Origin of the sequence: Streptomyces sp. P9-2B-2, from assembly GCF_030406865.1 — a bacterium.
GTDB lineage: Bacteria > Actinomycetota > Actinomycetes > Streptomycetales > Streptomycetaceae > Streptomyces > Streptomyces platensis.
Window position 1 is genome coordinate 2,385,182 of the sequence record NZ_CP129126.1, and the last position, 13,979, is coordinate 2,399,160.

Annotated in this window: 10 protein-coding genes and 1 tRNA gene; 9 read left to right on the plus strand and 2 right to left on the minus strand. The window is 69.2% G+C overall.

Features of this window, described 5'->3' with window-relative positions:
- Positions 1-40 precede the first annotated feature (40 nt).
- The gene (polA, locus tag QT196_RS10365; RefSeq protein WP_266730247.1) at positions 41-2,779 is read right to left on the minus strand and encodes a DNA polymerase I; all 2,739 of its coding nucleotides are present in this window, start codon (positions 2,777-2,779) and stop codon (positions 41-43) included.
- Positions 2,780-3,043: 264 nt separating this feature from the next.
- Between polA and QT196_RS10370 the strand changes: the two genes are divergently transcribed.
- From QT196_RS10370 to QT196_RS10400, 7 genes are all read left to right on the plus strand, one after another.
- Positions 3,044-5,344: an FdhF/YdeP family oxidoreductase gene (locus QT196_RS10370; RefSeq protein ID WP_266730249.1), complete on the plus strand. Its 2,301-nt coding sequence runs from the start codon at positions 3,044-3,046 to the stop codon at positions 5,342-5,344.
- Positions 5,345-5,460: 116 nt separating this feature from the next.
- Positions 5,461-5,934, plus strand: a complete 474-nt coding sequence (locus QT196_RS10375) for a hotdog fold thioesterase (protein ID WP_168478611.1) — start codon at positions 5,461-5,463, stop codon at positions 5,932-5,934.
- 483 nt (positions 5,935-6,417) lie between these two features.
- Complete coding sequence (locus QT196_RS10380; protein WP_168483670.1) at positions 6,418-7,638, plus strand: branched-chain amino acid ABC transporter substrate-binding protein; 1,221 nt, start codon at positions 6,418-6,420, stop codon at positions 7,636-7,638.
- A 121-nt stretch (positions 7,639-7,759) separates the two neighbouring features.
- The gene (locus QT196_RS10385) at positions 7,760-8,689 is read left to right on the plus strand and encodes a branched-chain amino acid ABC transporter permease (RefSeq protein WP_168478612.1); all 930 of its coding nucleotides are present in this window, start codon (positions 7,760-7,762) and stop codon (positions 8,687-8,689) included.
- A 5-nt stretch (positions 8,690-8,694) separates the two neighbouring features.
- Positions 8,695-10,488: a branched-chain amino acid ABC transporter permease gene (locus QT196_RS10390; RefSeq protein WP_168478613.1), complete on the plus strand. Its 1,794-nt coding sequence runs from the start codon at positions 8,695-8,697 to the stop codon at positions 10,486-10,488.
- A gap of 5 nt (positions 10,489-10,493) precedes the next feature.
- Positions 10,494-11,456, plus strand: a complete 963-nt coding sequence (locus tag QT196_RS10395; protein WP_290354789.1) for an ABC transporter ATP-binding protein — start codon at positions 10,494-10,496, stop codon at positions 11,454-11,456.
- The gene (locus QT196_RS10400; RefSeq protein ID WP_168478615.1) at positions 11,453-12,169 is read left to right on the plus strand and encodes an ABC transporter ATP-binding protein; all 717 of its coding nucleotides are present in this window, start codon (positions 11,453-11,455) and stop codon (positions 12,167-12,169) included. Before QT196_RS10395 ends, QT196_RS10400 begins: the two co-directional genes overlap by 4 nt.
- 76 nt (positions 12,170-12,245) lie before the next feature.
- On the opposite strand, the gene QT196_RS10405 is transcribed toward QT196_RS10400, so the two are convergent.
- Complete coding sequence (locus QT196_RS10405; protein ID WP_211117329.1) at positions 12,246-12,899, minus strand: response regulator; 654 nt, start codon at positions 12,897-12,899, stop codon at positions 12,246-12,248.
- A gap of 97 nt (positions 12,900-12,996) precedes the next feature.
- Here QT196_RS10405 and QT196_RS10410 point away from each other — a divergent pair.
- Both QT196_RS10410 and QT196_RS10415 read left to right on the plus strand, forming a co-directional pair.
- Positions 12,997-13,070 (plus strand) — tRNA-Leu (locus QT196_RS10410).
- Between the two features lie 108 nt (positions 13,071-13,178).
- Complete coding sequence (locus QT196_RS10415; RefSeq protein WP_290356634.1) at positions 13,179-13,952, plus strand: transcriptional regulator; 774 nt, start codon at positions 13,179-13,181, stop codon at positions 13,950-13,952.
- Positions 13,953-13,979: the final 27 nt, after the last annotated feature.

Sequence of the window (13,979 nt, forward strand, 5' to 3'; positions counted from 1 at the left end):
TGGTGGCGCGGGGCGTTCGCGCCACCACCCGTATCCCGGCTCAGTGGGCCGCGGACTCCCAGTCCTTGCCGAAGCCGACCGAGACGTCCAGCGGGGCGCTCAGTTCGGCCGCGGCGGCCATTTCGCGGCGGACCAGTTCCTCGACCTGCCGGCGTTCGCCGGGGGCCACCTCGACGACGATTTCGTCATGGACCTGGAGCAGCAGCCGGGACTCCAGCTCCGCGGTCCGCAGCGCCGCGTCGACCCGCAGCATCGCGATCTTGACGATATCGGCGGCGGTGCCCTGGATCGGGGCGTTGAGCGCCATCCGCTCGGCCGTCTCGCGGCGCTGGCGGTTGTCGCTGTTGAGATCGGGGAGATAGCGGCGGCGGCCGAGCATCGTCTCCGTGTAGCCGGTGGCGCGGGCCTCCTCCACGACGCGCTGGAGGTAGTCGCGCACCCCGCCGAAGCGCTCGAAGAAGTTGTCCATCAGCTTGCGGGCCTCATCGGGCTGGATACCCAGCTGCTGGGAGAGGCCGAAGGCCGACAGGCCGTACGCCAGGCCGTAGGACATCGCCTTGATCTTGCGGCGCATCTCCGGGTCGACCTTGGTCTTGTCGACCGAGAAGACATGCGAGGCGACGGTGGTGTGCAGGTCCTCACCGGAGGTGAACGCCTCGATCAGGCCCTCGTCCTCGGAGAGATGGGCCATCACCCGCAGCTCGATCTGGCTGTAGTCGGCGGTCAGCAGCGAATCGAAGCCCTCGCCGACGACGAAGCCACGGCGGATCGCCCGGCCCTCGTCCGTGCGCACCGGGATGTTCTGGAGATTGGGGTCGGTGGAGGACAGCCGGCCGGTGGCCGCCACGGTCTGATTGAAGGTGGTGTGGATCCGGCCGTCGGCGGCGATGGTCTTGATCAGGCCCTCGACGGTCGTGCGCAGCTTGGCCTGCTCACGGTGCCGGAGCATGATCACCGGGAGCTCGTTGTCGGTCTGCGAGGCCAGCCACGCGAGCGCATCGGCGTCGGTGGTGTAACCCGTCTTGGTCTTCTTGGTCTTGGGCAGGCCCAGCTCGCCGAAGAGGACCTCCTGAAGCTGCTTGGGAGAGCCCAGGTTGAACTCGTGGCCCGCGGCGGCGTGCGCCTCCTTGACGGCCTGCTGCACCGCACCGGCGAACTGCTGCTCCATCCGCTCCAGCCAGCCCCGGTCCGCGGCGATACCGGCCCGCTCCATCCGGGCCAGCAGCACACTGGTCGGCAGCTCCACCTCGCGCAGCAGCTCGGCCGCACCGACCTCGGCCAGCTTCGCCTCGAACGCCGTCCCCAGATCGAGGACCGTACGGGCCTGCCCCATCAGGGCGTCCGCCTCGGCCTCCTCGTCCGCGCCGAACGCCAACTGGCCGTCACCGGCCGCCGCCGGGGCGAGATCACGCCCCAGGTATTCGACGGACAGGGCGTCCAGGGCGAAGGAGCGGCGGCCCGGCTTGACCAGATAGGCGGCCAGGGCGGTGTCCATGCCGACGCCGTCGATGGTCCAGCCGTGCTCGCCGAAGACCCGCATCAGGCCCTTGGCGTTGTGCATCACCTTGGGGCGGGCGGCGTCCGCGCTCCAGGCGGCGAAGGCGCGCTCGTCGGCCTCGTCGAGCTGCGACGGGTCGAACCAGGCGGCCGGGCCGTCGGCGGCGGCCAGCGCGACCTCGGCGACACTGCCGCTGCCCAGGGTCCACACGTCGACCGTGGCCACGCCGAGCGGTCCGGTGCCGTGTGCGGCCAGCCACGGAGCGAGTTCACCCGCGCCGATGACGGTGCCGTCCACCTCGACGCTCGGGGCCGGGGCGGCCTCGTCGGCGGCCTCGGCGGCGCCCGGGTCGACGGCGTGCAGCCGGTCGCGCAGGCCCTGGTTGCGGATCTCCAGGGCGTTGAAGAGGACCGCGAGCGCGTCGCGGTCGTACGCCTCACGGGTCAGCTCGGCCGGGCCGCACGGCAGCTCGACATCGCGCACCATCTCCGTCAGCCGGCGGTTGAGCTTCACCGCGTCCAGGTGCTCGCGGAGGTTGGCGCCCGCCTTGCCCTTGACCTCGTCGACGCGCTCCACCAGCTCGGCGAACGAGCCGAACTGGTTGATCCACTTCGTGGCGGTCTTCTCGCCGACACCCGGGATGCCGGGGAGGTTGTCGGACGGGTCGCCGCGCAGCGCCGCGAAGTCCGGGTACTGGGCGGGGGTCAGGCCGTACTTCTCGAAGACCTTCTCCGGGGTGAAGCGGGTCAGCTCCGAGACGCCCTTGGTGGGGTAGAGGACCGTGACATCGTCGGAGACCAGCTGGAAGGAGTCGCGGTCGCCGGTGACGATCGAGACGTGGAAGCCCTGCGCGGTGGCCTGCTCGGTGAGGGTGGCGATGACGTCGTCGGCCTCGAAGCCCTCGATCGCGAAGCGCTTGACCCGCATCGCGTCGAGCATCTCGCCGATCAGCTCGACCTGGCCCTTGAACTCGTCGGGCGTCTTGGAACGGTTCGCCTTGTAGTCCGCGAATTCCTCGGACCGCCAGGTCTTGCGGGAGACGTCGAACGCCACCGCGAAATGCGTGGGCGCCTCGTCGCGCAGGGTGTTCGCGAGCATCGACGCGAAGCCGTAGATCGCATTGGTCGGTTGTCCCGTGACGGTGGTGAAATTCTCCACGGGCAGGGCGAAGAACGCCCGGTATGCCATGGAATGCCCGTCCATCAGGAGCAGGCGGGGACGACCGCCCGCCGCCGCTTCGGTCCCGGTCGCTTCGCTCTTCTTCGCTGCCTTTGCTGCCACGCCCCCGATCCTGCCACGCCCCACTGACAATCCCTGCCGCGGCGGCCCCGGCCCCTCGCCGTACACCGCTCCGCCCCCGCCGTACACCGCGCCACACACCCGCCCGCACACCGCTCCGGGCCGCTCCGCACGCCCGGGATCCGCCCCGGCCCGCCCCTGCAACGATCACCCCTACACCGCCTCGTAGGTCCGTGACAGGATCTGATGCGTACCGCAACGATCCGCCGGTGCGGCGGAGCAGCTCACGGCTCAAGGGAGAGCGCCATGGCAGGCAAGCCGCCCGCGTCGGACCCCATCCAGGACGCGCCCCAGGTCAGCGCACCCCAGCACGCCGCCGTCGGGCTGCCTGCGATCACTCACGCGCTGCGCATCTCCCAGCAGCAGATGGGCGTGCGCCGTACCGCCCTCACCCTGCTGCGGGTCAACCAGCCGGACGGGTTCGACTGCCCCGGCTGTGCCTGGCCCGAGCCCGACAAGCCGCACGCCGCCGAATTCTGCGAGAACGGCGCCAAGGCCGTCGCCGAAGAGGCCACCCTGCGCCGCGTCACCCCGGACTTCTTCGCCGCGCACTCCGTCGCCGACCTCGCGGACCGCAGCGGCTACTGGCTCGGCCAGCAGGGCCGCCTCACCCACCCCATGTACCTCGCCGAGGGCGCCGACCACTACGAGCCGGTGACCTGGGAGCGGGCCTTCGACATCGTCGGCGAGGAGCTGACCGCCCTCGACTCCCCCGACGAGGCCGTCTTCTACACCTCCGGGCGCACCAGCAACGAGGCCGCCTTCCTCTACCAGCTCTTCGCCCGCGAATTCGGCACCAACAACCTCCCCGACTGCTCCAACATGTGCCATGAGTCGTCGGGCTCCGCCCTGACGGAGACCATCGGCATCGGCAAGGGCAGCGTCCTCCTGGAGGACCTCTACAAGGCCGACCTGATCATCGTCGCCGGCCAGAACCCGGGCACCAACCACCCGCGGATGCTCACCGCCCTGGAGAAGGCCAAGGCCGGCGGCACGAAGATCATCTCGATCAACCCGCTGCCCGAGGCCGGGCTGGAGCGCTTCAAGAACCCGCAGACCCCGCGCGGTCTGGCCGGCGGCGGCACCGCGCTCACCGACCTCTTCCTCCAGGTACGCCTCGGCGGGGACCAGGCACTCTTCCGCGCCCTCAACCGCCTCGTGCTCGACACCGAGGGAGCCCTCGACGAGGACTTCATCCGTGAACACACCCACGGCTTCGAGGAGTTCGCGCGCACGGCCCGCGCCGATGACGACTGGGACGAGACGCTGCGCGCCACCGGCCTGACCCGCGCGGAGATCGACCGCACGCTCGCCATGGTCCTCGCCTCGAAGCGCACCATCGTGTGCTGGGCCATGGGCCTGACCCAGCACAAGCACTCCGTCCCCACCATCCAGGAAGTCGTCAACTTCCTTCTGCTGCGCGGCAACATCGGCCGCCCCGGCGCCGGCGTCTGCCCCGTACGCGGCCACAGCAACGTCCAGGGCGACCGCACCATGGGCATCTTCGAGCGGCCCGCGCCCGCCTTCCTCGACGCCCTGGAGAAGGAGTTCGGCTTCGCCCCGCCCCGGGAGCACGGGCTCGATGTCGTCCGCGCCATCCGCGCGCTGCGCGACGGGCAGGCCAAGGTGTTCTTCGCGATGGGCGGCAACTTCGTCTCCGCCACCCCCGACACCGACGTCACCGAGGCCGCCATGCGCCGCGCCCGGCTGACCGTCCATGTCTCCACCAAGCTCAACCGCTCGCATGTGATCACCGGCGCCCGCGCACTGATCCTGCCGACGCTGGGCCGTACGGAACGCGATGTGCAGACCGGCCCAAACGGCGCGCCCGCCGAACAGTTCGTGACGGTCGAGGACTCCATGGGCATGGTGCACGCCTCCCGCGGCCGCCTGGCACCCGCCGGCCCCCAGCTGCTGTCCGAGACGGCCATCGTCGCCCGGCTGGCCCGCCGTGTCCTGGGCGCCGGAAGCCGCACCCCCTGGGAGGAGTTCGCGCGGGACTACGCGACGATCCGCGACCGTATCGCCCATGTCATCCCGGGCTTCGAGGACTTCAACACCAGGGTCGCCCGCCCCGGAGGCTTCGCCCTCCCGCACGCCCCCCGGGACAAGCGCAGCTTCCCCACCGCCACCGGGAAGGCCAACTTCACCGCCGCGCCCGTCGAATACCCCACCGCCCCCGAAGGGCGGCTGCTGCTCCAGACGCTGCGCTCCCACGACCAGTACAACACCACCGTCTACGGCCTCGACGACCGCTACCGCGGCATCAAGAACGGCCGCCGGGTGGTGCTCGTCCACCCCGACGACGCCCGCGAACGGGGCCTGGCCGACGGCGCGTACACCGACCTGGTCAGCGAATGGACGGACGGCAGCGAGCGGCGCGCGCCCGGCTTCCGCGTCGTGCACTACCCGACGGCCCGCGGCTGTGCGGCCGCCTACTACCCCGAGACCAACGTCCTGATCCCGCTCGACCACACCGCCGACACCAGCAACACCCCCGCCGCCAAGTCGATCGTGATCCGCCTGGAGAGCCCCCGGGAGGACTGACCGCCCACGGGGCGGCCGGGCGGGAACAACGACCCCGCGCTGAGCGCTTGCTCAGGAGCCTGATAGGAACAGCACGGATCGACGACGATCACGGGCGAGCGAACGGAGCCGTAGGCATGGGTGAGCGCAGCACCACCAAGTTTCCGCAGGAGATCCTGGACCAGTGGGCCGGCCTCGGCCTCGACCTGCCCTCCTTCTTCTCCGCCGGCCACCTCGGCGAGCGGATGAGCGTGCAGGTCACCGAAGCCGCGCCCGAGCGCATCGTCGGCACCATGCCCGTCGAGGGCAACACCCAGCCCTACGGACTGCTGCACGGCGGCGCCTCGGCCGTCCTCGCCGAGACCCTCGGCTCCGTAGGCGCCATGCTGCACGGCGGCCCCACCAAGCTCGCCGTCGGCGTCGACCTGAACTGCACCCATCACCGCGGCGTGCGCTCCGGACTGGTCACCGGTGTCGCCACCCCCGTGCACCGCGGCCGCTCCACCGCCACCTACGAGATCGTGATCACCGACGAACAGGACAAGCGGGTCTGCACCGCCCGGCTGACCTGCATGCTGCGCGAGGTGGACGCCGACGCCTACCGCGCCTGAGCCACCCCGGCCGGCACTCCGCCCGCCGCCGTCACGGCCCCGCTCCCGGTTCCGGGAGCGGGGCCGTCCGCGTATCCGTAACTCTGAGTAACCCCCGCGCCGTGCGTCATCCGACGCAACTCCCGTACCCCCCACGGGCATCGGCACCACCCTGACCGGCGCATCCGCTATCCGGACGCCGTTCCGTCACCACGCGCCCCATCCCCCCGTGGAAGTGCGAGTTCACCCTCCGCACCGCGTTCGCCCTGCGGTGTAAGGACCATAACGGCATAACGCTCATCGAAGGTCATAACAAGAGCGTCACATCCTGGTCGGCGCCTCTGCCGATGCGGCGAACACCGGCTTAGAGTCACCGCCAGTCACCGCGCCGCCGGGCCCGCTGACGGAGCACGCACCCTCGCGCCCCAGCCCGCCCGGCCGCGGAACGGCCATGCGACAGCCGTGGCCGCGCCAGGGAAAGGACTGATCGTGCGTCACCGTTCCTTGCTTCTCCTCACCACCGCAGTCACCGCCGGCGCCCTCACGCTCTCCGCGTGCGGCTCCCGCGGCGACAACAAGAGCGGCGACGGCTCCAAGACCACCGTCGTCATCGGCCTCGACGCCCCCACCACCGGCGAGCTCTCCGCCCTGGGCCTGGGCATCCGCAACTCCGCCCAGCTCGCCATCGACAACGCCAACAAGGCCGGCGAGGTCAAGGGCGTCACCTTCAAGCTCGAAGCCCTCGACGACAAGGCCCTCCCCAACGTCGGCCAGCAGAACGCCACCAAACTCGCCGGCGACAAGGACGTGCTCGGCGTCGTCGGCCCGCTCAACTCCGGCGTCGCCCAGTCCATGCAGCAGGTCTCCAAGCAGAACAACCTCACCCTGATCTCGCCGGCGAACACCACGCCCGACCTCACCCAGGGCAAGGACTGGAAGCAGAACAAGCGCGTCCGCCCCTTCCCCACCTACTTCCGCACCGCCACCACGGACGAGGTGCAGGGCGCCTTCGACGGCCAGTACGCGTGGGAGAAGATGAAGGTCAAGAAGGCCTATGTGATCGACGACCAGAAGACCTACGGCGTCGGCCTGGCCTCCTCCTTCAAGGACCAGTTCAGCAAGCTCGGCGGAAAGATCGCCGGCACCGAACACGTCAGCCCCGACGACCGTGACTTCAAGGCCGTCGTCTCCAAGGTCAAGTCCGCCAAGCCCGACCTGGTCTTCTACGGCGGCGAATACCCCGCCTCCGGCCCGCTCAGCCAGCAGCTCAAGGACGGCGGCGTCACCGTTCCCCTCATGGGCGGCGACGGCATGTACAGCGGCGACTACATCAAGCTCAACAAGAAGGCTCAGGGCGACTACGCCTCCTCCGTCGGCAAGCCCGTCGAGGAACTCCCCTCCGCCAAGAAGTTCATCGCCGACTACAAGGCAGGCGGCTTCAAGGAGTCCTACGAGGCCTACGGCGGCTCCACCTACGACTCGACCTGGGCCATCATCCAGGCCGTGAAGAAGGTCGTCGAGGACAGCGACGGCAAGCTCCCCGACGACGCCCGCAAGAAGGTCGTCGACGCGATGAACAAGGTCACCTTCGACGGTGTCACCGGCCCCATCGCCTTCGACAAATTCGGCGACACCACCAACACCATGATCACCGCCTACCAGGTGGACAAGGGGAAGTGGGCCTCCCGCTTCAGCGCCGAATTCAAGAAGTTCGACAAGAGCTGACCGACCGCACCACTCCTCATCACCACGGGCCGCGCCAGGACGCACCAACGACCCTGGCGCGGCCCGTGGCACACCGGAACCCCCCGGCTTCTCCTCACTCCCACGCAACGGAGGCCCTGCGGTGAGCGAACTGCCGCAACAGCTGGCCAACGGACTCATCCTCGGCGCGATGTACGGTCTCATCGCGATCGGCTACACGATGGTCTACGGAATCGTCCAGCTCATCAACTTCGCCCATGGCGAGATCTTCATGGTCGGCGGCTTCGGAGCGCTCAGCGTCTTCCTCGCACTGCCCGCCGGAACCTCACTCGCCCTCGCCCTGCCGATCATGCTCCTCGGCGGTATCGCCGTATCCGTCCTCGTCGGCATCGCAGCGGAACGATTCGCCTATCGCCCGCTGCGCGGCGCCCCACGCCTCGCCCCCCTCATCACCGCCATCGGCCTGTCCATCGCCCTCCAGCAAGCCATCTGGAAGTGGTACCCCGACGGCAAACAGGCCCGCGTCTTCCCCCAGTTCAAGGGCCACGCCTTCGACATCCTCGGCGCCACCGTCCAGCGCGGCGACGTCTTCGTCCTCATCGCCGCCCCCGCCTGCATGATCGCCCTCGGCTTCTTCGTCGCCAAGACCCGCAGCGGCCGCGCCATGCAGGCCACCGCGCAGGACCCCGACACCGCCAAGCTCATGGGCATCAACACCGACCGCATCATCGTCCTGGCCTTCGCCATCGGCGCCGCCTTCGCCGGGGTCGCCGCCGTCGCCTACGGACTGCGCACCGGCGAGGTCCAGTTCCGCATGGGCTTCATCATGGGCCTCAAGGCCTTCACCGCGGCCGTGCTCGGCGGCATCGGCAACATCTACGGCGCCATGCTCGGCGGTGTCGTCCTCGGCGTCGCCGAAGCCCTCGCCACCGCCTACATCGAGGAAATACCCGGCATGGAGCAATTCGGCGGCGGAGCCTGGAAGGACGTCTGGGCCTTCGTACTCCTCATCCTCGTACTCCTCCTGAGACCACAAGGCCTCCTGGGCGAACGCGTCGCGGATCGGGCGTGATACCGATGACCACCCACACCACCACCCCGGCCCGCGGCCTGATACCGCTCCCCGAGCGCACCGCGCGCCTCATCACCGCCGCAGGCGCCCTGGCGACCACCGCCAGCACCGCCCTCGCCTGGACCTGGAGCAGCGACTTCCCCGGCGACCTCACCTACTACCTCTCCCCCGCCGGCCTCCAGATCGTCACCCTCGTCGGCGGCCTCCTCACCCTGCTCCTCGCCTGCTCCGCGCTCGGCGTCCGCGGCCTGCAATGGCTCACCCCGGCGGGACGAAACGCCCCCACCCTCCTCGCGGCCCTCGCCACCTTCGCCGCCACCTGGTTCACCCTGCTCTCCATCGCCGTCGAGCTGCACGGCCTGGTCAACCTCGAACCCGGCGGCGCCGTCGCCGGGATCGCCTCCCTGATCACCGTCGCCGGCGCCCTCGCGCTGCCACCCGATCAGGTCCCCGACACACCGCCCGCCAACCCGTGGCAGCGCTTCACCGCGAGCCTGGCCGCCTCCCCCCTACGGCGGCGCACCCTCGAACTCCCCTCCTGGGCCGAGATCCTGATCATCGCGGCCGCCTTCGCCGCCGGGCTCCTGGTCTTCACCTACGGGATCGACACCGACGACGGCGCCCCCTTCGTCGGCTACCTGATCTTCATGGTGCTGGCCATCCCCGCCCTCAACCGGGCCGGTCTCATCGCGCGGCTCACCGCACTCACCCACACCCACCGCGGTGTGGCCCTCGGCGCGGCCTTCGTCGCCGCCGCCTGCTTCCCCCTCACCCAGGACACCGACCAGTACACGATCATCGGGGCCAACATCCTGATCTTCGCGACCGTCGCCCTGGGCCTCAACGTCGTCGTCGGCCTCGCCGGCCTGCTCGACCTCGGCTACGTCGCCTTCCTCGGCGTCGGCGCCTACGCGGCGGCCCTCGTCTCCGGCTCCCCCGAATCCGCCCTCGGGCTCCACTTCCCCTTCTGGGCGGCCCTGCTGACCGGCGCCGCGGCCTCGCTCATCTTCGGCGTCCTCATCGGCGCCCCCACCCTGCGCCTGCGCGGCGACTATCTCGCCATCGTCACGCTCGGCTTCGGTGAGATCTTCCGCATCGCCATGCTCAACCTCAACGGCACCACCGGCCCCGACATCACCAACGGCGCCATGGGCATCCCCAACATCCCCAACCTGGAAATCTTCGGCTTCAACTTCGGCGAGCCGCACACCATCCTCGGCATCCCCATCGCCACCTACGGCAACTACTACCTGCTGATGATCCTCGTGACGGCCTTCGTCGTCCTCGTCTTCCGGCGCGCCGCGGCCTCCCGCATCGGCCGCGCCTGGATCGCCATCCGCGAGGACGAGACCGCCGCCGTCGCCATGGGCATCAACAGCTTCCGGCTCCGGCTCCTGGCCTTCGCGCTCGGCGCCGCGCTCGCCGGACTCGCCGGCACCGTGCACGCCCACGTCGTCACCACGGCCACCCCCGAACAGTTCCAGTTCGCCGGGCCGCAGCCGCCCAACTCCGCCTTCCTGCTCGCCGCCGTCATCCTCGGCGGCATGGGCACCCTCAGCGGACCCCTCGTCGGCGCCGCCCTGCTCTTCCTCATCCCGGCCAAGCTCGACTTCATCCAGGACTACCAACTCCTGCTCTTCGGCATCGCCCTCGTCCTCCTGATGCGCTACCGCCCCGAGGGCCTCATCCCCGACCGCAGGAAGCAGCTGGAATTCCACGAGACCGGCCAACTCGACGTGCCCGACCAGCGCCTCCCGGACGCAGACGCCACCCTCGGCGCCACCAAGGCAAAGGCGTGACGACCATGACCACAGCACCCAGCCTCGCACCCGCCACTGACACCGTCCTCAAGGCCGACGGCGTCACCATGCGCTTCGGCGGACTCACGGCCGTACGCGGCGTCGACCTCACCGTCGGCGCCGGCGAAATCGTCGGCCTCATCGGCCCCAACGGCGCCGGAAAAACCACCTTCTTCAACTGCCTCACCGGCCTCTACGTGCCCACCGAAGGCACCGTTAGCTACCGCGGCACCCGCCTCTCCCGCAAACCCCACCTCGTCACCCAGGCCGGCGTCGCCCGCACCTTCCAGAACATCCGCCTCTTCGCCAACATGACGGTCCTGGAAAACGTCCTCGTCGGACGGCACACCCGCACCAAAGAAGGACTCTGGTCCGCGCTCCTCCGCAGCCCCGGCTTCAAAAAGGCCGAACGCACCAGCGAAGAACGCGCCATGGAACTCCTGGAGTTCACCGGCCTCGCCCACAAACGCGACCACCTCGCCCGCAACCTCCCCTACGGCGAACAACGCAAGCTCGAAATCGCCCGCGCCCTCGCCAGCGAACCCGGACTGCTGCTGCTGGACGAACCCACCGCCGGCATGAACCCCCAGGAAACCCGCGCCACCCAGGACCTCGTCCTCGCCATCCGCGCACAGGGCATCGCCGTCCTCGTCATCGAGCACGACATGCGCTTCATCTTCAACATGTGCGACCGCGTCGCCGTCCTCGTCCAGGGCCAGAAACTCGTCGAAGGCACCTCGGACGTCGTCCAGGCCGACGAACGCGTCATCGCCGCCTACCTGGGCACCCCCGTCGAGGACGTCACACCACCGGACCGGCCCACGGACACCGCGGCCGCGCCCGACCCGGCCGCCCCCGACACCCCGGACCCGGCCCCCGCCCCGGCCCCGGCAGCAGCACCCGACGCAGCAGACGGGACGGCCCCCACAGACCGGCCGGCCCAGGGACAGACCGGAGACACCCCATGACCGCACTGCTCGAGGTCGAGGACCTCCGCGTCGCCTACGGCAAGATCGAAGCCGTCAAAGGCATCTCGTTCTCCGTCGAAGAAGGCCAGGCCGTCACCCTCATCGGCACCAACGGCGCCGGAAAGACCACCACCCTGCGCACCCTCTCCGGCCTCCTCAAGCCCCTGGCCGGCAAGATCACCTTCGACGGCGAACCGCTCAACGGCGTCCCCGCCCACAAAATCGTCGAACGCGGCCTCGCCCACTCCCCCGAAGGCCGCCGCCTCTTCCCCCGCCTCACCATCGCCGAAAACCTCAAGCTCGGCGCCTTCCTCCGCAAAGACGCCGACGGCATCGAGAAAGACATCAAGCGCGTCTACGAGCTCTTCCCCATCCTCGGCGAACGCAGCAAACAAGCCTCCGGCACCCTCTCCGGCGGCGAACAGCAAATGCTCGCCATGGGCCGCGCCCTGATGTCCCGCCCCAAACTCCTCATGCTCGACGAGCCCTCCATGGGCCTCTCCCCGATCATGATGCAGAAGATCATGGAGACCATCCGCGAACTCCGCTCCCAGGGCACCACCATCCTCCTCGTCGAACAGAACGCCCAGGCCGCGCTCTCCCTCGCCGACCAGGGACACGTCATGGAAATCGGCCGCATCGTCCACTCCGGCAGCGGCGAATCCCTCCTCCACGACGAATCCGTCCGCAAGGCCTACCTCGGCGAGGACTGACCCGCCCCGCGCCCCAACAAAAGCGGCCCCGCACCGGTCAACACCGGTACGGGGCCGCTCACACGCGCGGCAGCGCCTACTGATCCTTCTGCTGCTTCTTCTCCTCGGCGTCCTCGATGACCGCCTCGGCGACCTGCTGCATCGACAGCCGCCGGTCCATCGACGTCTTCTGGATCCACCGGAACGCGGCCGGCTCCGTCAGCCCGTACTGCGTCTGCAGAATGCTCTTCGCCCGGTCCACCAGCTTCCGGGTCTCCAGCCGCTGGGTGAGGTCCGCGACCTCCTTCTCCAGCGTCCGCAGCTCGGTGAACCGGCTCACCGCCATCTCGATCGCCGGCACCACATCAGTCTTCGAGAACGGCTTCACCAGATACGCCATCGCCCCCGCGTCCCGCGCCCGCTCCACCAGCTCACGCTGCGAGAACGCGGTCAGCATCAGCACCGGCGCGATGCTCTCCTCGGCGATCTTCTCGGCCGCCGAGATACCGTCCAGCACCGGCATCTTCACGTCCAGGATCACCAGGTCGGGACGGTGCTCCCGGGCCAGCTCCACGGCGGTCTGCCCGTCCCCGGCCTCGCCGACGACGGTGTAGCCCTCCTCCTCCAGCATCTCTTTGAGATCGAGACGGATGAGGGCCTCGTCCTCGGCGATCACGACGCGCGTGGTCAGCGGCGGGACATGCGACCGATCGTCATCGGCGACGGGCTGCTCGGGCTCGGCGGCGCTCACGGGACTCCTCATTCCAGGCAGGTGGTGCCCCATGAGCCTACCTATCTCCTGTATGTTTGAGTCACCGAGGGGCTACACTATCCTTCGGATTGCAGGGGCTCCGGTAGTCCAATCGGCAGAGACGATACCCTCAAAAGGTATTCAGTGTGGGTTCGAGTCCCACCCGGGGCACTTCACCTTCGATTCCAAGGTCTCCAAACCGTTGGCGATCTTCACTCGCCCAGGTGAACATTTCTTCGATTGCCTCGCGAAGGTACGGCAGCGCTCAAGCTCGCCTTCATGTACGACCGCGAAACGCGCGAACGGGCCCTCGCCCTCGTCGAGCAAGGCCGCAGCCTCAACTCGGTGAGCAAGCAAACCGGGATATCCCGGTACGCGATCCGCTCCTGGCGGACCCGGATCGAGCCCATCTCCCGTACGACGCAGTGCCCTCGGTGTGAGCCCGCGCCGCGATTACCGGAATCCGCCGAACAGTACGCGTACTTACTCGGCCTCTACCTGGGAGACGGGTGCCTCAGCCGACAGCCGCACCGCGGCGGGTACGCGCTGCGCATCGCGTGTGCGGACGCGTGGCCCGGGCTGATCGGAGAGTGCCGCCAAGCCGTCAAGGACGTCCGCCCCATGAACAGCGTGTGCGTGATCCAGCGGCAAGGGTGCGTCATGGTGACGAGCTACAGCCACCATTGGCCCTGCCTCCTCCCCCAGCACGGCCCCGGCAAGAAGCACGAACGACGGATCACGCTCGAAGACTGGCAGCAGCAGATCGTGGACGAGCATCCCTGGGCGTTCCTGCGCGGACTCGTTCACTCCGACGGCTGCCGGATCATCAACTGGGCCACCCGTACGGTCGCCGGAAAACGGAAGCGTTACGAGTACCCGCGGTACTTCTTCACCAACATGTCCACCGACATCCTCCGGCTCTACACGGACACGCTCGACAAGGTCGCCGTCGAGTGGAAGCCGGCGCGGCAATCCCGCAAAGCCGAGAACATCTCCGTAGCCCGCAAGGCCTCCGTCGCCCTCATGGATCAACACATCGGGCCGAAGTACTGACAGGGACGGCAGTCAGGTACCTCGGCC